25 protein-coding genes are annotated in these 23,748 nt (G+C 47.4%); 15 read left to right on the forward strand and 10 right to left on the reverse strand.

Going from position 1 to position 23,748, the window contains the following annotated elements:
* Positions 1-32: 32 nt before the first annotated feature.
* Positions 33-482: a cytidine deaminase gene (locus KNO75_RS12950; RefSeq protein ID WP_214822214.1), complete on the forward strand. Its 450-nt coding sequence runs from the start codon at positions 33-35 to the stop codon at positions 480-482.
* Between the two features lie 28 nt (positions 483-510).
* Here the strand turns inward: KNO75_RS12950 and KNO75_RS12955 are convergent, their stop codons facing one another.
* On the reverse strand, positions 511-717 hold the full coding sequence (locus KNO75_RS12955) for a hypothetical protein (protein WP_214822223.1): 207 nt from the start codon (positions 715-717) through the stop codon (positions 511-513).
* Between the two features lie 118 nt (positions 718-835).
* Here KNO75_RS12955 and KNO75_RS12960 point away from each other — a divergent pair, with 118 nt between their 5' ends.
* Positions 836-1,123, forward strand: a complete 288-nt coding sequence (locus KNO75_RS12960) for a hypothetical protein (protein WP_214822225.1) — start codon at positions 836-838, stop codon at positions 1,121-1,123.
* Positions 1,124-1,146: 23 nt separating this feature from the next.
* On the opposite strand, the gene KNO75_RS12965 is transcribed toward KNO75_RS12960, so the two are convergent.
* From KNO75_RS12965 to KNO75_RS12985, 5 genes are all read right to left on the reverse strand, one after another.
* Entirely contained in the window at positions 1,147-2,538 is a 1,392-nt protein-coding gene (locus tag KNO75_RS12965) for a sensor histidine kinase (protein ID WP_214747166.1), read from the reverse strand.
* Positions 2,535-3,224: a response regulator transcription factor gene (locus KNO75_RS12970; RefSeq protein WP_214822227.1), complete on the reverse strand. Its 690-nt coding sequence runs from the start codon at positions 3,222-3,224 to the stop codon at positions 2,535-2,537. Before KNO75_RS12970 ends, KNO75_RS12965 begins: the two co-directional genes overlap by 4 nt.
* A 168-nt stretch (positions 3,225-3,392) precedes the next feature.
* Positions 3,393-3,959, reverse strand: a complete 567-nt coding sequence (locus KNO75_RS12975) for a GNAT family N-acetyltransferase (protein WP_074033096.1) — start codon at positions 3,957-3,959, stop codon at positions 3,393-3,395.
* A gap of 176 nt (positions 3,960-4,135) precedes the next feature.
* Positions 4,136-5,290, reverse strand: coding sequence for an amidohydrolase (locus tag KNO75_RS12980; RefSeq protein ID WP_214822229.1), 1,155 nt, complete (start codon positions 5,288-5,290; stop codon positions 4,136-4,138).
* Between the two features lie 12 nt (positions 5,291-5,302).
* Positions 5,303-6,211, reverse strand: coding sequence for a TIGR01777 family oxidoreductase (locus KNO75_RS12985; RefSeq protein ID WP_214822231.1), 909 nt, complete (start codon positions 6,209-6,211; stop codon positions 5,303-5,305).
* A gap of 145 nt (positions 6,212-6,356) precedes the next feature.
* Here KNO75_RS12985 and recX point away from each other — a divergent pair, with 145 nt between their 5' ends.
* The 12 genes from recX (at position 6,357) to KNO75_RS13045 (ending at position 19,296) form a co-directional block, all read left to right on the forward strand.
* Positions 6,357-7,169: a recombination regulator RecX gene (gene recX / locus KNO75_RS12990; RefSeq protein WP_214822233.1), complete on the forward strand. Its 813-nt coding sequence runs from the start codon at positions 6,357-6,359 to the stop codon at positions 7,167-7,169.
* Between the two features lie 48 nt (positions 7,170-7,217).
* The gene (locus KNO75_RS12995) at positions 7,218-8,858 is read left to right on the forward strand and encodes an L-lactate permease (RefSeq protein WP_214822235.1); all 1,641 of its coding nucleotides are present in this window, start codon (positions 7,218-7,220) and stop codon (positions 8,856-8,858) included.
* Between the two features lie 320 nt (positions 8,859-9,178).
* Positions 9,179-10,903, forward strand: a complete 1,725-nt coding sequence (locus KNO75_RS13000; RefSeq protein ID WP_214822237.1) for an ABC transporter ATP-binding protein — start codon at positions 9,179-9,181, stop codon at positions 10,901-10,903.
* Positions 10,904-10,925: 22 nt separating this feature from the next.
* Positions 10,926-12,971 (forward strand): ABC transporter ATP-binding protein, encoded by a 2,046-nt coding sequence (locus tag KNO75_RS13005; protein ID WP_214822238.1) that lies wholly within the window; start codon positions 10,926-10,928, stop codon positions 12,969-12,971.
* A 9-nt stretch (positions 12,972-12,980) separates the two neighbouring features.
* A complete protein-coding gene (locus tag KNO75_RS13010; protein WP_214822240.1) occupies positions 12,981-14,159 on the forward strand; it encodes an RtcB family protein in 1,179 nt (392 codons plus the stop codon).
* Positions 14,160-14,230: 71 nt separating this feature from the next.
* A complete protein-coding gene (locus tag KNO75_RS13015; protein WP_074033104.1) occupies positions 14,231-14,545 on the forward strand; it encodes a YfhH family protein in 315 nt (104 codons plus the stop codon).
* Positions 14,542-14,811 (forward strand): YfhJ family protein, encoded by a 270-nt coding sequence (locus KNO75_RS13020; RefSeq protein ID WP_074033105.1) that lies wholly within the window; start codon positions 14,542-14,544, stop codon positions 14,809-14,811. Before KNO75_RS13015 ends, KNO75_RS13020 begins: the two co-directional genes overlap by 4 nt.
* A gap of 151 nt (positions 14,812-14,962) precedes the next feature.
* A complete protein-coding gene (locus tag KNO75_RS13025; protein WP_074033106.1) occupies positions 14,963-15,502 on the forward strand; it encodes a helix-turn-helix domain-containing protein in 540 nt (179 codons plus the stop codon).
* A gap of 21 nt (positions 15,503-15,523) precedes the next feature.
* Positions 15,524-16,630 carry an ABC transporter ATP-binding protein gene (locus tag KNO75_RS13030; RefSeq protein WP_214785666.1) on the forward strand — a complete coding sequence of 369 codons (1,107 nt, stop codon included), beginning with the start codon at positions 15,524-15,526 and terminating at the stop codon, positions 16,628-16,630.
* Positions 16,617-17,438, forward strand: a complete 822-nt coding sequence (locus KNO75_RS13035) for an ABC transporter permease (protein ID WP_214822242.1) — start codon at positions 16,617-16,619, stop codon at positions 17,436-17,438. Before KNO75_RS13030 ends, KNO75_RS13035 begins: the two co-directional genes overlap by 14 nt.
* Entirely contained in the window at positions 17,435-18,229 is a 795-nt protein-coding gene (locus KNO75_RS13040) for an ABC transporter permease (protein ID WP_074033109.1), read from the forward strand. The genes KNO75_RS13035 and KNO75_RS13040 overlap by 4 nt, the downstream gene beginning before the upstream one ends.
* On the forward strand, positions 18,226-19,296 hold the full coding sequence (locus KNO75_RS13045) for an ABC transporter substrate-binding protein (protein ID WP_214822244.1): 1,071 nt from the start codon (positions 18,226-18,228) through the stop codon (positions 19,294-19,296). The genes KNO75_RS13040 and KNO75_RS13045 overlap by 4 nt, the downstream gene beginning before the upstream one ends.
* Positions 19,297-19,402: 106 nt before the next feature.
* Here the strand turns inward: KNO75_RS13045 and KNO75_RS13050 are convergent, their stop codons facing one another.
* The 3 genes from KNO75_RS13050 to adh form a co-directional block, all read right to left on the reverse strand.
* Complete coding sequence (locus KNO75_RS13050; RefSeq protein ID WP_214822246.1) at positions 19,403-19,762, reverse strand: transposase; 360 nt, start codon at positions 19,760-19,762, stop codon at positions 19,403-19,405.
* 296 nt (positions 19,763-20,058) lie between these two features.
* Positions 20,059-20,421, reverse strand: coding sequence for a DUF779 domain-containing protein (locus KNO75_RS13055; protein WP_214822248.1), 363 nt, complete (start codon positions 20,419-20,421; stop codon positions 20,059-20,061).
* A gap of 1 nt (position 20,422) precedes the next feature.
* Entirely contained in the window at positions 20,423-21,943 is a 1,521-nt protein-coding gene (adh, locus tag KNO75_RS13060; RefSeq protein ID WP_214822250.1) for an aldehyde dehydrogenase, read from the reverse strand.
* 223 nt (positions 21,944-22,166) lie between these two features.
* Between adh and KNO75_RS13065 the strand changes: the two genes are divergently transcribed.
* Positions 22,167-22,700, forward strand: coding sequence for a YceI family protein (locus tag KNO75_RS13065; protein ID WP_214790487.1), 534 nt, complete (start codon positions 22,167-22,169; stop codon positions 22,698-22,700).
* Between the two features lie 26 nt (positions 22,701-22,726).
* On the opposite strand, the gene KNO75_RS13070 is transcribed toward KNO75_RS13065, so the two are convergent.
* A complete protein-coding gene (locus tag KNO75_RS13070) occupies positions 22,727-23,710 on the reverse strand; it encodes a metal-dependent hydrolase (RefSeq protein ID WP_026826711.1) in 984 nt (327 codons plus the stop codon).
* Positions 23,711-23,748 lie beyond the last annotated feature (38 nt).

Below are 23,748 nucleotides of genomic sequence, written 5' to 3' on the forward strand. Positions count from 1 at the left end.
TGTCGAGTAAGCGTTTTCACGTTATAGTTCAGATGTCAGACTTCTTCTCAAATTTAGAAGTGGAGGAACATCCAATGATTTCACAAGAACGCGTACAAGAACTCGTGCATAAAGCCATTGAAGCGCGCAAACGCGCCTATACACCGTATTCAAAATTTAACGTCGGAGCCGTTGTCATCGATACTTCTGGTAAAGAGATTACTGGATGTAACGTAGAGAACGCCTCGTACGGACTTTCGATGTGTGCCGAACGGACAGCCATCTTCAAAGCTGTCTCGGAAGGTAGTGACTCGATTGAAACGGTCGTTGTCGTCGGCGACACAGAAGGTCCGATTTCACCGTGTGGAGCGTGCCGTCAAGTCATCGCCGAATTCGCAGGAGAGGACTTTACCTTAATCCTTGCGAACTTGAACGGTGATACAAAAGTGATGACAAAAGAAGAAATGTTGCCTTACGGATTTTCACCAAAGGACTTAACGTAAAAGCTGCGGACGATTGTCCGCAGCTTGTTTATTCGTCTTTATATTTCTTTTCACTCACCGAATTATCTTTGGAGTGACGTTTGTTCTTCTCATCCTTCACCCGCTCATTCAATTCCTCGACGGGAATCGGGTCGACGGTTTGCATGCCGTCCTCGTCAAAAATACTCTCTTTGTCCGTATCGACAGCGTCCGGGTTATCAAACGGACGTTTCGACGTAGGTCGTTTCTTTTCCATCCAATCACCTCCTTCTCACTACAGATTCCACTCCTTGAAAAGTTGTAAACGTTTTCGGTTTGGGTTTTAAGATGATGAAATAGTGGAATGAAGACTTCATAGTGAAGGAGGGGACAGAATGGATCGTAAAGTATTGATGGGGATTGTACTCGGTGTCGCAGGCGCAGCACTTATCGCACCGAAAGTGGCGGCACTGCTTTCGCAACGTGAGGAAGAAGACACGTGGCAGAAGATGGACGAGCGGGAAAGTGTAGATGCGAATCAGGATGAAGCGGAGCAAGGTCTCACGCAACTCGATTCGAGTCACCGTGCCGAATGGCAAGCGAACGGATACCCGCAGACGCATGCAGAACGAGAGCGACTCGAGCAAGAGTCGGTCGATCAATATAAAGGAAAAGACATTTAAAAGGCAGCCTCGCAGCTGCCTTTTTACATATCGAACGCTTCTTCTGGTAAGAGAGGTAAGCCGACCGTAACCGTCGTCCCTTGCCCAACTTCTGAGCTGAAGTGAAGCGATCCTTCATGTCGTTCGATAATATGTTTCGCGATGGCGAGCCCGAGACCGGTACCGCCATCTTTTCGTGTCCGTGATTTATTGACACGATAGAAACGCTCCGTCAATTTATCCAGATCTTCTTTCGGAATGCCTCGACCTTCATCGCGTATTTCTGTGATCGCATAGTTTGTCTCGGCGAATGTCTTCACATAAATCGTTTTGCCCGCCTCGGTGTAGCGGAGTGCATTATCGAGAAGGTTACCGATGACTTGTTCGAGTCGGTCATGGTCGCCAAGAATGATCAAGTCGAAGTCTAAATCGGATTCGATTGTCACTCCTTTTGCCCGGGCAATCGGTTCGAGTCGATAAAGGACATCTTCAAGCACTTGCGAATACACGACGGGTTCTTTCGTCATCGGATACGAATCGCGCTCTAGCTGTGCGAGATCGAGTAAGTCCGTGACAAGACGTTGAAGTCGATTCGTCTCGTTTTCGATGATGTCATAATACTGTGCTCGAGTTTTTTCATCCAACGTGTCATCTTGAAGCATCTCCGTGTACCCGCGAATGTATGAAAGTGGGGTACGGAGTTCGTGACTGACGTTCGCGAGAAACTCTTTTCGCTGTTCTTCGACGAGTCCGAGCGACTCTGCCATCGAGTTGAGCGTGTCCGCCAACTCGCCGATCTCATCATCATACACAATCGGGATGCGGTGTGAGAAGTCACCTTGCGCATACACTTGTGAGGCGCGTTTCATCTGGATGAGCGGCTGGATGATCGTATCGATAATCTGTTTACCGAAAAGGAGCAAGTTCACGATCATGAGGACGAGTAAGAACGTGATCATGAGCCGAATCGGTTGGAACGGTTCGCTGATTTTACTGAGTTCCATATAGAGGATGAGCGCATTATCGAGCTCCCCATCGCGTATGAGCGGGAAGGCGGTCATTAAAATATCGACGTCCTCGGTCGGATGCTTCCGTGTGACAGAAATTGCATATCCATCTTGGAGACGCTCGAGATCTTGTTGCCGTAGGAACGTCTTACCGGAGCCGAGTGTATCTTCTCGAACGGAGGAAAGGAATACTTTCGTTTCGGTCAGTTCGTTCGTATACGTCATACTGTCAGCAAAAGCGTCAGAGAAACCGTCGGCCTTATAGATTGTGACGAGTTTCTCTCCGCGGTTGATGAGCAGTTCTTCTTGCGTTTGGATATAGAATTTGTCGTACAAATAGAACGTCATGATCAGAAACACGAACGCTGAGAAGAGGCTGGCTGTCCAGATGGTAATCCAAATCCGCTTCCGGATCGTGTATCGCTTCATACGTTTGCCTCGAACTTATATCCGATGCCCCAAACAGTTTGAATGTAACCTCCAGCCTCCCCGAGTTTCAGACGTAGCGTCTTAATGTGCGTGTCGACCGTGCGGAGGTTACCGTGGTATTCGGTTCCCCAAATTTGATCGAGCAACTGTTCACGAGAGAACACTTTTTCGTCGTTCGTGATGAAGAGGTAGAGTAAGTCGAACTCTTTTCGTGTCAGGTTGACGGTTTTTCCTTTAACGCTGACGGCGCGACCTTCGATATCGATGGAAAGAATGCCGACATCAAACGTAGCTTCTTGTTCTTTTGAAAAACTATGTGTGCGACGGAGTGTCGCTTCGATACGGGCAAGTAACTCGCGTGGGCTAAACGGCTTCGTGATGTAGTCGTCTGCTCCGATTTTTAGACCGTGAATGCGGTCAAGTTCTTCAGAGCGTGCCGTCAACAGAATGATCGGAACGTTCGAAAACTCACGGATGCGCATGCAGGCCGTCAGTCCATCGAGCTCCGGCATCATCACGTCGAGTAAGACGAGATGGAACGTTTCTTTTTTTAAGCGTTCAATCGCTTCGAGACCGTTTGAGGCGGTGACCGTCTCATACCCTTCTTTTTCTAAATTTGATACAAGTAAATCTCGCATTTGTTCTTCGTCATCAGTTACGAGGATACGAAACATTGATTCTGACATATGTCATTCTCCTTTACGAAACGGTTAACGAGAGTTGTGATGAATCCCTCATACCTTTATCATACCTATCTCTTCGAATTAGAACAGATTTATTCGGCTCCGACAAGTTACCTCCATCAAATCCACACAAAAACGCCACAAAAAAGCCAATTCTTTGACAGAATTGGCTCATGCTTCGAGTTGTGCCTCGTAAGGGACTTCGTATTCCGGGATGTGAAGAGCGTGCAAGTAAAGTTGGAAGCTCGATTTGGATACTTCGTATAATACATATTCCACATCACCTTGGTTGATTTCAGCGAGCAGTTCAGAACGAAGCTCATTCGCGCAAAACGCGTACGGGAGCTTCTCTGCTGCAGCAATCGATCGTTCATTCGACTTACGAATCTTTAAGAACACACTTTCAATATCAAGCTCGAAGAACAGTTCTGAGAAGAACGCCTCTTTCGCAACTTGATTATAACCTTTGCCGTGATACGGCTTGCCAAGCCACGTGCCGAGGAATCCATAGCCGGATTCGACATCGAACAAGCTGATCGTCCCAATCGGGGTGCCATACTCGTTCGTGATGGTACGTGAGATGATATTTCCTTGCTCTTCTAGCTCGATGATTTGCTTCGTGCTAAATAAAAACTCGTCAAAGTGGACCGTCTTTTGACGGACATACGGAAAGACATCTGGGTGTTGCATCAGTTCGAACAACTCCGCGCAGTCGGTGAGCTCACGAAATTTGAGCACCTTTACATTCCTCCTCCTATTTCAGACCGCTGAAGAATAGTCGTAACGAAAGCATACTTCTGGCTTCGCTGTTCGAACCGCCTTGGCTGCTTTATGAAGTTACAAGATAATTTTATATAGTATTTTTAAAAAAGCAAGTAAATTATGCGTAAAATGCTTATGAAAAATAATGAAAATTATTCGACCTCATGATGCGTTTCCGCACGGTCTGTTTTATAGACAACTTCACCATTAACAATCGTCATAATCGGCTTCGCTAAATAGTCGAGCGGGAAGTGATTCCAGAGCACGAGATCGGCGTCTTTTCCGACTTCTAGCGAGCCGATGCGGTCGTCAACACCGAGTGATTCAGCAGGGTTGATGGTGATCCCTCGTAGCGCAATATCGACAGGTAACCCTTCGCGTGCAGCAAGACCAGCACATAAATTTAAATACTGCACCGGCGTGTACGGATGATCGGTTGTAATGGAAACAATCATGTCGTGCTCATGGAGGATGCGGTACGTTTCCCACGTCTTATTTTGAAGTTCGATTTTCGACTTTCGCGTAAAGGTCGGTCCGACGGTGACATGTTTCACACCGAGCTCTTGTAACTTTTCTGCGACGAGGTGACCTTCCGTACAATGTTCGATGCGGTAGTCGAGGTCGAACTCTTTTGCAAAACGGACGACCGAAAGAATATCGTCTGCACGGTGCGCATGAACACGAATCGGCATGTCGCGGTCTAGGGCGAGTTGGATCATCTGACTCCCGAACGTGCCGATCGTCTTCGTTGAACCGACCGTACGAAATGCTTCACGGAGCAAGCCCATGATTCCCATCCGCGTCAGGTCGCCCGTTTTCCCCATACTATGAATTCGTTTCGGGTTTTCGCCGAGTGCCATCTTCAGTCCCGCATGACGGCGGACAATCATATCATCAATATAGCGGCCGTGCGTTTTGATGACACTTGTCACACCGCCGATGACGTTCATACTCCCGGGCATAACCTGGACAGCGGTCACGCCAGCCATCAATGCTTCCTGGAACCCTTCATCGAGTGGGTAGACACCGTCGATGGCACGAGCATGAGGTGTCATCGCTTCGACCGTTTCGTTGGCGTCGTTCCCGACAGAGCCTGTCCCCTCGTCGTATAGACCGAGATGGGTATGCGCGTCGATGAAACCAGGGAATAAAAAGTTTCCTTCCGCTTCGATGACATTCTCGTTGTCTATGGGGTCGAGTAATTCGGCCATTTCGACAATCTTTCCATCACGGACACGGACGTCTCCGTAAAAATGGGGGGCGGTAATCGGATAAATATGGGCGTTTCGAATAAGTAAGTGACTCACGATTCATTCTCCTTAAGCATCTTGTAATAGGTTTTTTAATGCGGGTTCTAATGTGTCATATCGGAAATCAAAGCCATGTTGGAGCGCTTTGGTCGGTACGACTTTTGCTCCTTCTAAAACGATGACACTCTTTTCACCGAGTGCGAGTTTCATCATTGGGGCGGGTGCCGGGATCCAGTGAGGACGATGCATCACCTTCGCGATCGTCTTCCCGAACTCATTCATCGTCACCGGTGTAGGGGCGGTTCCGTTTACAGGACCTTCGATTGTATCCGTTTCGATGATATGCACGAACAACCGCACGAGATCATCTAAATGAATCCATGGAACCCACTGCTTTCCGGATCCAATTTTACCACCGACTCCGAATTGATAGGGGAGTTTCATTAATGGGAACGCACCGCCATCATTGGATAAGACGACGCCTGTACGCATTGTCACGAGACGAACGCCCAAATCGCGAATCGGTTCAGCTTCTTGTTCCCAGAGTACACAAACATTCCCGAGGAAATTGGTTCGTGTCGGTAATGGGGTTTCTTCTGAATACGTGATGGAACGGTCTTCCCCGTATATGCCGATTGCCGAGCCGCTGATGACGACTTGAGGTTTATGTTTTAACTGTTGAATGATCCGGACGACTTCCTTTGTCCCTTCGATTCGACTTTGGAGGATGGCTTGCTTCTGTTTATGGGTCCAGCGTCCGTCGTTGATGGACGCACCTGCCAAATGGATGAATGCGTCTGTTCCTTCGAGCTCTTCTTCTGGCTTGCTATTTGGCGTTAGCCATTCGATGAACGACACCCCGCGATGGCGGGGACGTGGATGTCTTGTCAAGACGACGACTTGGTGACCGGCGTCAGCCAGTGCGCGGACGAGCGGTTGACCGATCAACCCGGTTCCACCGGTGATTGCGATTTTCATGAAATTCCCTCCGATATCATGTGTTGTTTCTAAAATGGGTATAAGTCAGTATATCCAGATGAATACCCTTTCTTCTAACTTATCAAAAATCCTTTCCGATTCCTGAACGTGATATGTTAGAAACATGAAATGGAGGGGAGTCGTTGTGAAAATTGCGAAGTTCACGACCCAACAAAAGAATAAAGACCGATTGAACGTCTTCATCGAACGCGAAGGGAAAGAAGAGTTCGCATTCGCCATCGATGTTGACGTGTTTATCAAGTACGGGCTTACAAAAGGGATGGAGCTCGAAGACGACTTTGTGCAGGATGTGCTCGAGGCGGAAGAGGCACAGAAGGCCTATAAACTAGCCGTCAATTATTTATCGTACCGAATGCGTGCGATTTCAGAGGTGCAGGACTATCTCATGAAGAAGGAGTTAAGCGAAACTGCCATCAAACATGCCATCACGCGACTGAAAGAGCAGCGTTACTTGAATGATGCGGAATTTGCGAAAGCTTATGTCCAAACCAAATTCAATACGAGTCCAAGTGGACCGATCAAAATCAAACGTGAGCTCGAACAGCTCCGCATTCCACCGGACGTTGTTGAATCCGTATTAGCATCAATCACTCACGAAGAACTCGTCGAAAAGGCTGGAAAGTTCGTAAAACGGAAACAATTGGAAACAAATCGTCGTTCTGCCACAGAAGTGCAACAAAGAATTCAACAAACCCTGATGCAAAGGGGGTTTACCTTTGATATTATTTCAGAGGCGATTCAAACTTTTTGGGAAGAAGAGGACGAAGATGTCGAGATTGCAGCATGTCTGAAGCAGGCTGAAAAGTTGAATCGGAAATTCAGCGGGTATGATCCGTTCGAGCGCAAGCAGCGCATGAAGATGCAGCTTCGGCGCAAAGGATTTCCGTATGATGTGATTGAACGTACGTTAGAGAGACTCGTTGAAGAAGAATCGTGATGGGACATCTGTTTACGGTAGGGGAAAACACGAAAAGGTGGGTCTACATTGACGATTTTAGAATGGATTACAGCACTGACACCGATTGTGGCCGTGCTCATCTTATTGGTAATTATGCGTTTACCTGCATCAGTAGCCATGCCCTTGTCACTCGTGACGACGGCGATTTTAGCGTTCTTCGTCTGGCAATTGGATGCAACTCGAATCATGGCGGCGACATTACAAGGACTCGTCATCGCCGTCACGACCGTATGGATCGTCTATGGTGCGATCGGAATGATGAATACGATGAAAGAAGGCGGCGGAATGAATGCAATCCGCTCTGGATTCGTCAACATCACACCCGATCCGCGTATTCAAGTCCTGATTGTCGGTTGGTTGTTCGTTTCATTCATTGAAGGGGCTTCAGGGTTTGGTACACCGGCGACGGTTGCGGCACCGCTTTTGATCGCCCTCGGTTTTCCGCCGATTGCTGCTGTCGTGATCGCACTGTCTGCGGACGTATCAGCTGTCACGTTTGGAGCGGTCGGGACACCGGCGCTCATCGGGATTGGGAATGGTCTTTCGCTAGACGTGAACCAACCTGAGTCAATTGCCTTTTTGACGGAAGTCGTCTTGCAAACCGTATTGATCGATATGGTTGTCGGTCTATTCATCCCGTTCATTTTGATTTTGATGCTGACGCGCTTCTTCAGCAAGGAGAAGTCAATCAAACCGGCGCTCGAAGTATTTCCGATTGCAATCGTGGCAGCGCTATTATATAGCGTACCAGCTTACATTTGGACACTCGTCCTTGGATTTGAATTTGGAGGAATGCTCGGTGGACTAACGGGTCTCGTCATTCTCGTAGCCATGGCGCGTAAAGGGATTCTCATGCCGAAACGCGTATGGACATTCGATGGATATATGGACGAACTGGAACCATCCACTGAAAAAGTAACGTTAACATCGAACAAGCGTGAACTACCGCAGTGGAAAGCGTGGGCGCCTTATCTCATCTTGACAATTTTCTTAGTCCTCACCCGTACGGTTCCGTTTTTGAATGAACTGTCTCGGAGCGTTCGGATCAACCTGCCGAACATTTTGGGCGTAGAAGGAATCTCGACGTCTTGGGAGCCGTTCTACTCACCGGGCTTCATGTTCATCTTGACGATCATCGCAACATTCTTCCTGCACAACATGAGTTGGTCGCAGGTGACGTCAGTCTTTAAAGCGACGACGTTTGGAATCGTCGGGACAGTCATCACATTAGCAGCATCTGTTCCGATGGTGCGTATTTTCATCCACTCTGAAAATGGGGGAGCTGGACTCGCATCGATGCCGGTCGAGCTCGCGACAGCAGCTGCTGACACGTTCGGAGGGGTATGGCCACTTGTCGCACCGTGGATTGGGGCACTCGGTGCCTTCGTCTCAGGTTCGGCGACCTTCTCAAATATGATGTTTTCAAGTTTAACGACAAACGTAGCGGATTCGGTCGGACTTAACGAGACGCTCGCCTTATCGATGCAGATGGCAGGGGCGAATGCGGGGAACATGATCTGTGTGTTGAACGTCGTGGCGGTTGCTTCCGTTGCGGGACTGCTCGGTAAAGAAGGAACCATCATTCGATACACGCTCATGCCGATGATTTATTACGTCACGGCAACAGGGGTCATTGGTCTCATTTTGGGCATGTTTTTCTTAAACTAAATCAAGTTACAATTTTTTTACAAAATAATATTGACAATTTTCAGAACAGTCTGCTAAGGTTTGAGTAGATTTTAAAACTACGAAACGAGAGGAGCCAGAATGATGAACAACATTGCACTCACTAACACACTCAAAACATCATATGGCTACTCGTATTTAACTGCGTGACTTTGGCAGCTGGATAGGGGTAGTGTCCTTTCCCTGACCATGCAAAAGATTGAAGACTACTTCAAGCGCGCTTCATTTGATTGGTTGCACAATCAGGTGGAGTGCGCTTTTTTGCGTGCTTAGGTGGATTGGACGGAAGGGGGAAATCAGTCATGAAGCTGATTAAACAATTAGATTGGTTTATTAAAAAACAGAAGCGGACGTATTTGATTGCCATCATCTTACTCATCATCACGGGAGTTGTAGATATGCTGCCACCGTGGATTATTGGACAGGCGATCGATGCGATTCGTGAAGGAAGTTTGACGACAGAACGATTGATTCTCATTGTGTCATCACTTTTAGGCATCATGGTGTTGTCTTATGTGATGTCGTACTTGTGGATCGCCCGACTATTTGGGACAGCCTTTTTACTTGAAAAGAAATTGAGAGGTCGTTTTTTCGGTCACCTCCTCAAACAAACGCCACGCTTTTATCAACAACATCGTACGGGGGACTTGATGGCACTCGCGACGAATGACTTGAAGGCGGTTGAGCGGACAGCAGGATTTGGGGTTATGACATTGGTCGACTCGTTCAACATGACGCTCATTGCGTTGACAATCATGGGTGTATTCATCGATTGGAAGTTGACACTTGCTGCACTTTTGCCGATGCCGATTCTCGCCTGGTCGATGAATAAACTCGGAAGTCAAATTCATACACGCTTCACGGCGGCCCAAGACTCGTTCGGGGTAATGAACGACCAAGTTGTCGAGTCAATTTCAGGTCTCCGGGTCGTCCGTTCATTCGTTCAAGAAGAGGCGGACACGAAAAAGTTTGATGACATCACAGACGATGTCATGGCGAAAAACATGCACGTCGCAAAAATCGATGTATTGTTTGAACCGGTCATCAAACTCCTTGTCGGACTCAGTTATTTGATTGGGCTATCGTTCGGGACGTATCTCGTCTTTACGAACGACATCACGCTCGGTCAACTTGTCTCGTTCAACATTTATTTAGGAATGCTCATTTGGCCGATGTATGCGTTCGGTGAGCTTATCAACGTCGTACAACGGGGAACGGCGAGTCTCGAACGGATTGAATCGACGATGAACGAAGCTCCGGACGTTGCCTCTACTGGGACGGTCCAGATCGACGTTCCGGAGAAAATCACATTTAAATCGCTCTCATTCCGTTATCCGAATGCGAATCGTGATTCGTTAGAGGACATCGTCCTGCACGTTTCGCGTGGCGAGACGATTGGGGTCGTCGGACCGACCGGGGCCGGGAAGACGACGTTATTGCGTCAGTTACTTCGGGAGTATCCGATTGATGATTCACTTCTCGTGAACGGCGTGCCGATTTCGGACATCAAACTCGAAACCGTTCGTGGCTGGAGTGGTTATGTGTCACAAGAACATCTTCTCTTCTCGAAAACGGTTCGCGATAACATTCGTTTCGGAGTGGATGATGTCTCGAATGAGGCGCTAGAGACGGCGATTCGTCTCGCGGCGTTTGATACAGATATTGAACATTTAGAGAATGGTTTAGATACGGTAGTCGGAGAACAGGGTGTCATGCTGTCAGGCGGACAGAAACAACGTCTGTCGATTGCACGAGCGTTGTTGAAGAATCCTGAGATTCTACTCCTTGACGATTCGCTCTCAGCGGTCGATGCGAAGACAGAATCACGCATCATCGATTCCGTTCGTACGAGCCGCGAAGCGAAAACGACATTCATCGTCGCACACCGTCTTTCTGCGGTGGCGCACGCTGATCAAATCCTCGTCCTTCAAGACGGGCGTGTCACAGAACGTGGCACACATGACCAACTGATGGAACGCCACGGTTGGTACTATGAACAATTTATTCGACAAGGAGAGTCGGAGTAATCCGGGAAAGGGGGAATCTCTCATGATCGATCAATATGAATTAGATCCAGTCCGTCGGAAGAAAACGATCCGTTCACTCGTTGGGTACGCCAAACAAGTGAAACGCTCGATCTTCCTCGGATTGACATTACTCTTTTTAGCGGTCGGTGCAGAACTTGCCGGACCGTATATCGCCAAAATCATTATCGATGAGCATATCGTCGCCATCGAACGTGATTGGGTTCAAGTCGAGTCTGGCGGTAGCGTTTCCTTTAATGGAAACTCGTACGAGAAAGAAACGAGGCTTGATGGGCAAGACGTGGTTCAGCCTGTCTCCATCGTGCAGACGACGGACGGATACTATCTCGTCCCTGATGCTGTGATGAGCGGTGGAATCCGAGACGTCGAAGGAGACGTGTTGACGATCACAAGAGGTGATGAGACGGCGACATATGAAAATATCGTCTCGCTCTCGTCGACCGACGTGTTCCAGTTTTATCAAACAGATTTACGAGCAGTGCTCATGCTGTCTGGTCTCTATGTCGTCCTATTGCTACTCGCAGCCGGATTGAACTGGGGACAACAAATGCTCTTGCAACGCTCGGCGCACAGTATCGTGAAAACGATGCGCCTTGACGTGATGAAGCATCTACAAACGATCCCGGTACGCTATTTTGACCAGACGCCAATCGGGAAAATTGTCAGTCGTGTCACGAACGACACGGAGACGATTCGAGACCTGTATTTAGGGGTGCTTGCCCGCGTCTTCCAAAGCGTCGTCATGATGATTGGGGTACTGATTGCGATGTTCTTCCTAGACGTACGTCTAGGCTTCGTCTCACTCATCATCATCCCGGTCGTCATCGTCTGGATCAAATTGTTCCAGCGCTTCTCGACGAAAAATAACTTCCGCGTCCGTGCGCTCGTCGCGGATATGAATGCACAGTTGAATGAAAGCATTCAGACGATGCCGATCATTCAATCGTACGTCCGCGAAGATCTCGTTTACGACGAGTTTAATGAGAAGAACAGTGACAACTTCCAAACGAGACGAAAACTATTGAAATTGGATGCATTGATGAGTCATAACTTGGTCAACTTCTTCCGAAACATGGCGCTCGCCTTACTCATCTGGTTTGTCGGGGCACAAACACTCGGTGGGGGAAGCATCCTGACACTCGGGATCTTGTATGCCTATATCGATTACGTCTCGCGTATTTTTGAGCCAGTGACACAAATCATGAACCAGTTATCACCGCTTCAACAAGCGCTCGTATCGGCCGACCGGATGTTCCAGTTGCTCGATGAAAAAGGAGAGCCGGTCTCATCGGAGCGTATTCCACGATTTAAAGGGGAAGTTGTCTTTGATGATGTGACATTCAGTTATGAAGCAGGGAAACCGGTATTGCAACAGATTGAACTACACGCGGCTCCAGGCGAGACGATTGCCCTTGTTGGACATACGGGCAGTGGGAAGAGTTCGATCATGAACTTGCTCATGCGTTTTTATGACCCATCGAAAGGCGTTCTCCGCATCGATGGAATGGACGTGACGAAACTGCCGACTCAGGCAGTACGAGACCACCTCGGAATCGTCTTACAAGACCCGTTCCTGTTCACTGGAACGATTCGAACAAACATCACACTTGGAGATGAATCCATTACAGATGACCAAGTATGGAAAGCACTGACAGCCGTAGGGGCGGACCGTTTCGTGAAGCAGTTGCCAAAAGGAATCGATGAACCAGTAATTGAACGCGGTGCTTCCCTTTCGAGTGGGGAACGACAATTGATCAGCTTCGCTCGCGCTCTCGTCTTTGACCCGGCCATCCTCGTCCTCGATGAGGCGACAGCGAGTGTCGACTCAGAGACCGAGGCACTGATTCAAGAGGCACTCAAAACACTCACGTTCGGTCGAACGACGTTTGTCATCGCCCACCGACTCTCTACGATTCGTGAAGCGGACCAGATTCTCGTTCTCGACCACGGTCGGATCATCGAGCGCGGGAATCATCAGTCGCTCATCGAATTCGGTGGCGTCTATGCCCGAATGCACGAATTACAAAGTAAGCAACAAGCGATCAGTTAAGGAGGTCACATGGAAATTACGGGGAAATATAACCGCGCCAAAGTATTCAATGAACGGATCGATGACATGACGCGGAATCAGATTCAAACCCTTCTCGACCAACCGTTCACAGAAGGGGCATCGATTCGCATCATGCCAGATATGCACGCTGGGAAAGGGTCGGTCGTTGGAACGACAATGACGATTCACGATAAAGTCGTACCGAACTTGGTCGGTGTCGATTTAGGATGTGGGATGCTTTGTACTGAAATCAAAGCCAAACGAATCGACTTTCAGCGACTCGATGACGTGATCCGTGAACTTGTACCGAGCGGGATGAACATTCGCGAGACGGTTCATCCGTACGCGTCTGAACTTCCGCTTGAAGCGGTTCGAGCGCCGTATAAACTCGACCGCGCCTTGCGCTCGGTCGGGTCGCTCGGCTCGGGGAACCATTTCATTGAAGTGAACCGGGATGACCAGGGACGTACGTTTCTCGTCATTCATTCGGGTTCGCGTCATCTCGGGGTACAGATTGCCGACCATTATCAAGAGCGCGCGATCCAACACATGATGGAAACGAACGATGTAAAAGAAGCAATCGAGCATTTGAAGATCGCTGGACGGCAGCAAGACATCTCGACGTATCTGGAAGCGGAACGTGAAGCGCGGAAACCATTTAGAGACCTGGCTTATGTCGAAGGGGAGGACATGAACGATTACATGCACGATGTGCGAATCGCCCAACAATACGCAGCGGCTAACCGTCGAGCGATGACAGATGTGATCGTGGAAGCTATGAAGTGGAACGTCGTCGATCAATTCGACACCGTTCACAACTATATCGACCATGACGCGATGATTCTGCGTAAAGGAGCCATCTCTGCGCAAGAAGGAGAGCGTGTCATCATTCCGATGAACATGCGAGACGGTTCGCTCATCTGTACCGGGAAAGGGAACCCGGACTGGAACTTCTCTGGTCCTCACGGAGCAGGTCGGATCATGTCCCGTTCAGCCGCGCGCAAACGCGTCGACTTCAAAGAATTCAAACGTACGATGGAAGGCGTATGGTCGACATCGGTTCGACCGTCTACCGTGGATGAGTCACCATTCGTCTACAAATCGATGAAAGAGATTGTCCGTTACATCGAACCGGCGGTCAGCATCGATCAAGTCATCAAACCGTTGTACAACTTCAAGGCGAACTGAGTGAATTTCACTCAGTCTCGCCTTTTTCTTTTTTTCGCAAAATCTGATACGCTTACATCGAGGTGAACGAAATGGAAAAGCGGTTAAGTGATTTATCGAAATATGAGTTAGAGCAAGAGATTCAAGCCTTACATGAGAGAAAGCGGAAGGCTGAACAGATGGGCATGGTCAGCGAAATCGAAGTTGTCCTTCGACGGATTGCGATTGCCGAAAGCTATTTGGTCGACCCGACATCGTTTCGTCCCGGTGAAACATATGTCGTCAACTACAACGACCAACCGTTCCGCTTAAAATTCGTCAACGGTGTCATGGGTTGGGGTACGTTTGAAGGGGACATGACAGAACGCGCCATCCCGCTCTCTGAACTGTCGGAGGTGAAACGATGAACCGAAACGAACAATATGAGCGACTTGCGGCCATTCTAAAAGAGAAGAATGACGTGCTAAACGATTCGGAAGCGATCACATGGGTCGAAGTGCTATGGGAAGACTTTGAGACGTCACTCGCCAAGGCAGGCGAACCGTATCCTGGGGAAGCGAAGGCGTTCCAATACGTCATTCAACAGATTGATGCATACGGCGCACAGCTTCATTTGTTCCAAACGAAGAACGAGAAGTTTAAGCACTTGATGTCAAAACGAAATTTACATTGAATCACGTCCGTTGTGGCGTGATTTTTTATTTGCAATTCTCATTCAGTTCGTTATAATGAAGGTCGCTAATAGTTTGCTTGTAAGTATAGTATAGATAAACTTTCTTTAGTTGAACTCATGTTTCACTAAACTAGAAGGAGGCGTTCAGTCGTTGGAAGTAGGTCAAAACATTAAGCGACTCCGGATTAAAAAAGGATTGACCCAAGAGGAGTTAGCGGAGCGTACGGATTTGAGTAAAGGATACATCTCTCAAATCGAACGTGATTTAAGCTCTCCTTCATTAGAGACGTTATTTGATTTGTTGAGCGTCCTTGGAAGTTCACCAAAAGAGTTCTTCGATGAAGACTTGAATCAAAAAGTCGTATACACCGTCGATGACCGCACCACGTATACGGATGAAGAACGAAAATATCGAACGGAGTGGCTTATTCCGGAATCGAATGAGAAAGAAATGGAGCCAATTCTCGTCACCTTTTGCAAGAATGGAGAATTCAAACAATATGAACCGTCCCGTTCAGAGACATTGGTATACGTCTTGTCCGGCAAAGTGGCTCTGAAGTTAGGTCATCACACCTATTTTGCCAAGGCGGGAGAAACAATGTATTATGTCGCCTCGGATTCACACCAACTCGTCAACGATCACGATGGCGAAAGTGAATGTCTCATCGTAGCGACCCATTCATATTTATAAGTCAATAGAGGAGGAAACAGCATGAATGCAGAGACAATTATTCGTTTTGACCACGTGTCAAAGCGTTACGACGACACTGTCGTCCTAGAAGATATCAGTTTTGAGATTGAGCGTGGGAAGTTTTATACGCTTCTCGGTCCATCGGGATGTGGGAAGACGACAATCCTACGTCTCATCGCCGGATTTACCGACGCGACTGAAGGTGATATTCACTTCAGTGGGAAGCGAATCAACGATGTACCCGCCAACAAACGACAAGTGAACACCGTGTTTCAAGATTATGCGCTGTTTCCTCATTTGAACGTATTTGAAAATGTCGCGTTTGGTCTCCGCATTAAAAAGTTGAAAGAAGCAGACATTAAAGCAAAAGTGGAGCAAGCTCTCAAGTTTGTTAACTTAGAAGGATACGGCTCGCGCGAAATCGATGAGATGTCAGGTGGACAACGTCAACGTGTCGCCATCGCCCGTGCGATTGTGAACGAGCCAGAGGTCATCCTCCTCGATGAACCGTTGTCTGCCTTAGATTTGAAACTACGTACAGAAATGCAATATGAATTACGTGAGTTGCAACAACGTCTCGGCATCACCTTCATCTTCGTCACACACGACCAGGAAGAGGCGCTCGCGATGTCCGATGAGATTTTCGTCATGAACAACGGGAAAATTGTTCAGAGTGGGACGCCGACTGATATTTACGACGAACCGATTAACCGCTTCGTCGCAGACTTCATCGGAGAATCGAATATCGTACCGGGTGTCATGCCAGAAGACAATGTCGTCACGTTCGCTGGCAAAACGTTCGATTGCGTCGACCAAGGGTTTGACCGTAACGAAAAAGTCGAGGTTATCATTCGTCCGGAAGACTTGGAGATGACATCCATCGATTCTGCGAAATTGATTGTCGATGTTGATTCACAACTGTTCCGCGGCGTTCACTATGAGATTTGCTGTTACGACCAAGAAGGGAACGAGTGGCTCGTTCACTCGACGAAGAAGTCGACCGTCGGATCAAAAATCGGATTGACGTTTGACGAGGAAGCGATTCACGTCATGCGATTAGGAGAGACAGAAGAAGAGTTCGACCGTCGTCTCGAATCCTATGAGGAGGTCCCTCATGAATCAAACTAACCAGACCGCAAAGACGGTATATTTGACGACATATTGGATTTGGATTGCCTTATTCGTCGTCGCGCCACTCGTCCTCGTCGTCTATTACTCGTTTTTTGATATCGACGGGAACTTGAGTTTAGAAAACTATCAGACGTTCTTCTCTTCGACATACTTGTCGATGACGTTATCATCATTTTGGTACGCGTTCCTGATTACGTTCTTCTCGCTACTCGTCGGGTATCCGACGGCGTATTTGTTGACGAAGACGAGGCATAAGCAACTTTGGCTTTTGCTCATCTTGCTTCCGTCATGGATTAACTTGTTATTAAAAGCGTACGCATTCCTTGGGATTTTTGGAACGTACGGCATCACGAATCAGTTTTTAGAGGCGATCGGGATTGGAACGAAACAGATTCTCTTCACGGACTTCAGTTTCGTCTTCGTCTCGGTATACATTTTCATTCCGTTCATGATTTTGCCGATTTACAACGCGATTGAAAAATTACCACCATCTCTCGTCTATGCATCACGCGACTTAGGTGCATCGAACTGGACGACGTTCCGACGTGTCATCTTCCCGTTGACGCTTGACGGTGTCAAGTCAGGGATTCAAATTGTCTTTATTCCGGCGTTGTCACTCTTCATGATCACACGCCTGATCGCAGGAAACCGTGTCATCACGCTCGGTACAGCGATTGAACAACAATTCCTCGTTACGCAAAACTGGGGGATGGGATCTACGATTGCCGTCTTCTTGATTTTGGCGATGGTTCTCGTCATGGTCATCACGCGTGACTGGGGTGCGAAAGGAGCGGTCCGTCGATGAAACGTAAACGATTCAAACTATCAAACCTATACTTGGCGGCCGTGTTCTTCATTTTATACGCGCCAATCTTATATCTCGTCTTCTACTCGTTCAACAGTGGCGGGACAATGAGTAACTTCGAAGGATTCACCCTTGAGTGGTATAAGTCACTCTTCACGGACACGCGACTTCTTGTCATCGTCTTGAACACGATCGTCATCGCCCTATTATCGGCGACAATTTCGACCGTGCTCGGTGTCATCGGGGCGCTCGCCATCTATACGGCGAAACAAAAGTATACGAAGACATCCCTGTTGTCTTTGAACAACGTCTTGATTGTCAGTCCGGACGTTATCATCGGGGCATCGTTCTTGATTCTCTTCACGATGCTCGGGATTCAGTTAGGCTTCTATTCGGTTCTCTTGTCGCACATCGCGTTCTCGGTTCCGATTGTCGTCATCTTGGTGTTGCCGAAACTTCAAGAGATGAGCCCGACGCTGATCGATGCGTCGCGTGATTTAGGGGCAAGTACATGGGATGTGTTGACGAAAGTCATTCTCCCTTATATCACACCAGGTGTGTTCGCCGGATTCTTCACAGCACTCACGTATTCATTAGATGACTTTGCAGTCACGTTCTTCGTGACAGGGAACGGGTTCACGACACTTGCAGTAGAAGTCTACTCGCGGGCTCGTCAAGGAATCTCGCTTGAAATCAATGCGTTATCTGCGATTTTGTTCGTCTTCACCCTCATCCTTGTCATTGGATATTATGTGTTGGCGCAACGAGGAGCAAAGGAGGTTAGACGATGAAAAAATTAATCATCATGCTGGCTGTTCCGTTGATTGTCAGCTTCGGTCTCCTTCTTTGGATTCAGCAATTGAATGCTGCGCAAGGGTTTGGTGGCGACAATACGCTTGTCGTCTATAACTGGGGAGACTATATCGATGAGGATTTGATTGGTGAGTTCGAAGAACAGAGTGGACTAAAAGTTGTCTATCAGACGTTCGATTCGAACGAGGCGATGCTCACGAAAATTGAGCAAGGGGGTACAGCGTTCGATGTAGCTGTCCCTTCAGACTATGCGATTAGTAAGATGATTGAAGAGGATTTGTTGCTTCCAATCGACTACGAGAAGCTTGAGAATTTCGATAACATCGATCCACGCTTTCTCGACAAATCGTTCGACCCAGGTAACAAGTACTCGGTTCCTTACTTCTGGGGAACGGTTGGGATTGTCTATAATCCCGAAATGGTCGATGGTGAAATCACATCGTGGAACGACTTGTGGGAGATGCCGCTTGAAAATGACATCCTTCTTGCAGACGGAACACGAGAAGTGATGGGCTTCGGCTTGAACTCGCTCGGCTATTCGCTCAATACGACGAACAAAGATGAGTTGATTGAAGCGGAACAAAAGCTAGAGACGCTTTGGCCAAACATCAAAGCAATCGTCGGGGATGAAATTAAAATGTTGATGGCAAACCGTGAAGCAGCAGCGGCTGTCGTTTGGTCTGGAGATGCGTCGGAAATCATGTACGAAAATGAAGAACTAACGTATGTCATTCCGGAAGAAGGAACGAATCTTTGGTTCGATAACCTCGTCATTCCAAGTACGGCACAAAATGTGGACGGTGCGCATCAATTCATCGACTTCATGCTAGATGCCGAGATTGCAGCGCGAAATACGGACTATGTCGGCTATTCGACTCCGAACGAAGCAGCACTCGAGTTTTTAGATGAAGAAGTAACGTCAGATGAGCGGTTCTACCCATCTCGCGAAGTGACGCAAGAACTTGAAGTGTATGAAAACTTAGGGAAGCGGATGAACGCTTACTATAACGAATTGTATTTACGCTTTAAAATGCAGAGCAAATAATAAAACATATTATTATTGTTTGAGAGTTAGAAATATAAAAGCGATTGATTCGGTGCTCGTTCCAAATCAATCGCTTTTTTCAACTAGAACGAAATAGGTGTTCACATCATGGATAAAGTTCATTCTCTTCTATAAAATCTAAAAACGTATCTTGCAACTCATTTTCTGTGTCCTGAGAGTCTAGCGACAGACTCAGTTCGAGTTCACTATCGTTTAAAGTAGAGCTGCCATCGATAATACCTAGCATATGAGAAACCGTTTCAATCATAGTCTGTTCTATTATTTTTAACAAAGTCTCTTGACCTTCGCTATCGGATCCCTGATATAGACCGAGTGCTTGTTTCCAATATCCATCCATGTCCGAAGTGATTTCTGATGTTGTGTATATTTCTTTGGATTCAGCCAAACTTTCTTTAATAACCGTCTCATAAATCGCTTTCACGAACTCAATATTTTTTTCTGTCATCGTTTATTCCTCCTATTTTCTTGTATGCAAAATCATCTATGATCTGTTCGTTTAAAAAAGCTTTTTGATGTTTGATATGAATGACTTCAACTATTAGTATCTCATCGATTATTTGATTAAAGAAATAAATTTTAAATATTCTCTTCTTTCGAGATAAGGGTTGATCCTTCTAAAAAATATAGGTTGATTCAATGTTTTCAATTACGAAGTAACGTGACAAGTCATTTATTTATTTTTCGTGATTTAGGATAATCGTTTTTTAATCAGAAAGGACCCATCGAAATGGGTCCTTTCTGTCATGCTTCATGTTTTAACGTGTCACGCTCTTCTTCTGTAAAGACTCGAGAACGTCCTAAAAATCGTTTTCCTTCGACACCTTCGAGGGAAAACATACCGCCTCGACCATCGACCACATCGATAATGAGTTGTGTATGTTTCCAATAATCATATTGTTTCTCGTGGATATAGAATGGGGTGTCGCCGATTTCACCAAGGAGCACATCATGATCGCCCACCATGAACTCGTCGCGTGGAAAGCACATGGGTGAACTTCCATCACAGCATCCTCCCGATTGATGAAACAGAAGTGGACCGTGTTTCGATTTTAGACGTTCAATCAGTTCGAGCGCGGCGGGGGTGGCCTCGACTCGTTTCACCATCTTAGAAGAACCCGAGCTTCTGTTCGCTGTAGCTGACGAGCATGTTTTTCGTCCGTTGATAATGACCAAGCATCATCTTATGGTTCTCGCGTCCAATCCCAGACATTTTATAGCCGCCGAACGCAGCGTGTGCCGGGTATGAATGGTAGCAGTTGATCCAGACGCGGCCTGCTTGGATTTCACGACCGAACCGATAGGCACGGTTCATGTCACGTGTCCAAACACCTGCTCCAAGTCCATAGAGCGTATCGTTCGCGATGGCGAGTGCTTCCGCATCATCTTTGAACGTCGTCACCGATAAGACCGGTCCGAAAATCTCTTCTTGGAAGATGCGCATCTTGTTATGACCTTTAAAGATGGTCGGTTGAATGTAATACCCATCCGCAAGGTCTCCATCCATCATGTTACGTTCTCCACCGATGAGACACTCCGCGCCTTCTTCTTTCCCGATTTCAAGGTAAGAGAGGATTTTCTCCATTTGTTCGTTCGATGCTTGTGCACCCATCATGACGTCCGAATCGAGCGGATTGCCGAGTTTAATCGCTTTGACGCGCTCGAGCACACGCTCCATGAATTTGTCATAGATGGATTCTTGGATCAATGCACGAGACGGACACGTACACACTTCACCTTGGTTTAAGGCGAACATGACGAGGCCTTCAATCGCTTTATCGAAGAAATCATCATCGGCTTCCATGATATCTGCGAAGAAGATGTTTGGAGATTTCCCACCAAGCTCGAGTGTGACCGGGATGATGTTTTGTGAAGCGTACTGCATGATCAAGCGACCCGTTGTTGTCTCGCCTGTGAAGGCGACTTTATCGACACGATCACTCGATGCGAGCGGTTTACCTGCCTCAAGACCGAAACCGTTTACGATGTTCACGACACCTGGTGGCAATAAATCTTCAATCAGTTCCATAAGGACCATGATCGAAGAAGGTGTTTGTTCGGCTGGTTTTAAGACGACACAGTTTCCAGCTGCGAGTGCCGGAGCGAGTTTCCATACCGCCATCAAGATTGGGAAGTTCCACGGAATGATTTGAGCGACGACGCCGAGCGGCTCATGGAAGTGATAGGCGACTGTATCGTTGTCGAGTTCACTGATTCCGCCTTCCTGTGAACGAATCACACCGGCGAAGTAACGGAAGTGATCAATCGCGAGCGGAAGGTCGGCATTGAGCGTTTCCCGAACTGCTTTACCATTCTCCCATGTTTCTGCATATGCGAGCATCTCTAAATTTTCTTCCATGCGATCTGCAATTTTATTTAAGATGATAGAACGTTCCGCGACGGACGTTTTGCCCCAATCGTCTTTTGCTGCATGTGCAGCATCCAATGCGAGTTCAATATCCTCTTTCGTTGAGCGGGCGACTTCACATAATACTTTCCCATTTACAGGAGATGTGTTTTCAAAGTATTCCCCACCAGCCGGTGCGGTCCATTTTCCGTTAATGAAATTCTCGTAACGGTCCTTAAACTGTACTTTCGTTCCTGCTGAGTTCGGTACTTCATAAATCATGTTCGTTCCTCCCTTTTCATACGAGATAGAGGAGTTATGTATGCGCTTACATTTTTCGGTAAGCGAACGACTCCCTTTTTTCATCGTAACGGTATGTTGTGATAAAAGTCAAAATTTTTTGACAATAATTTGTCAATCTTTTGTAAAAACGTTTTGAAGTCAAGATTTGTGGTAATCAGTACATTGTGTACATTATTCAATTACGCATAAGGAGTGAATCAAGATGGCAAAGACATATCAAGTTGACCCAGCGCATAGTTCCATCACATTTACTGTCAAGCATATGATGATTTCAAAAGTGAAAGGTGAATTTAAAGAATTCGATATCGAAGCAAACGGTGATCCGAACGACTTGGCAAATGCGAGCGTAAAAGTGACGATTCAGGCGGCGTCCGTGGATACGAATAATTCAGATCGAGACAACCATCTCCGCTCAGGAGACTTCTTCAATGCGGAAGAATATCCACATATCGTGTTTCAATCGACATCATTCCACTCCAAAGGGGGCGGAGAGTTCGAATTGACAGGAGATTTAACGATTCGAGGAACGACTCGGGAAGAAACGTTCGAAGTGGAGTATGAGGGAAGCGCAAAAGATCCATGGGGAAACATGAAGCATGCTTTCTCTGGAGAAGGCTCTCTCAACCGAGAAGATTATGGATTGACGTGGAACCAAGCGCTCGAAGCGGGGGGCGTCCTCGTCGACAAGAAAGTCAAATTCGAGTTCGAGCTTCAATTTACAGAATCCGAGGCATAAGAAAAGTCGCTCGTGAGAGCGACTTTTTATTGTTCATACACTAATTTTTTCTGAAGACTGTCTTCGCTGAATACCCATCCAGTGAATGAAGACAAGACTTCATTCGACTGCTCGTCTACGATGACGACAGCGACGAACGGATACATATTTTTCGAGAAATACCGTAAGTTCGTGAAACGGTATTCAATCATTCCGTTATGGCGTGTCACAGTATACGTGTGAATTTTGGAAAACTCGAGGAACGCCTGTAAATCTGCATTTTTCCGAGCTTCGACGAAATGAAGGTCTTCTTCCCCTGGCATCGGTTTATCGCGGAAGCGACCACACTCGATGACTTTCCCTTTCTTCACTTTCACCGCTCCGAGCCCATCGCGGAAACGAACAGCAACGTGCCAGTCATCCCAACCGATTCCTGGTGAGATGAATAATTCGTGTGCACCAGCAAAGTGTCGTGCCACAGTGGCGAGCGCACGGTTACGCAATTTAAACTGAATTGCATAGTAACTAATGACAAGCGCAATAAGCAATGCAAAAATAGGGACAGTCGCACCGGTAATCATCCATAATGCATATGCACCGTAATAAGCGGAGAACAAGTACGGATCAAACGTTCCGATGACACCCCAGCCGATCCATTTCTTCGAAAACGGCTGTAGCGCTTGCGTCCCGTAAGCATTGAACAAGTCGACCGTGACATGTAACAAGACGGCGATTTGAGCCATTACCCATAGGGAGGCGGGATTGACGCCAAGAACCGTACCGATGACGGCGCTGACGATAATCGGCCAAGCAAGAAGTGCGGTGATTCCGTGTGAACGACCGCGATGCTGGCGTAAATACGTACTATTTCCTTTTAACTTAAAGACGGTGTCGAAGTCTGGTGCATGCGAGCCGACGAGAGCCGTGGCTGTCATGGCCAGAAACATCTGTGCATCACCTGACACCTCCGGGCTGAGCGTCGCGATGGCACTTAAACCAAGTCCCATACCAATGTGTGTCGCAGTATCCAATGTGCTTCAGCACCTCCATCAATAAACACAATATAACG

The organism is Exiguobacterium sp. s35, from assembly GCF_018617535.1.
Lineage (GTDB): Bacteria > Bacillota > Bacilli > Exiguobacteriales > Exiguobacteriaceae > Exiguobacterium > Exiguobacterium aestuarii.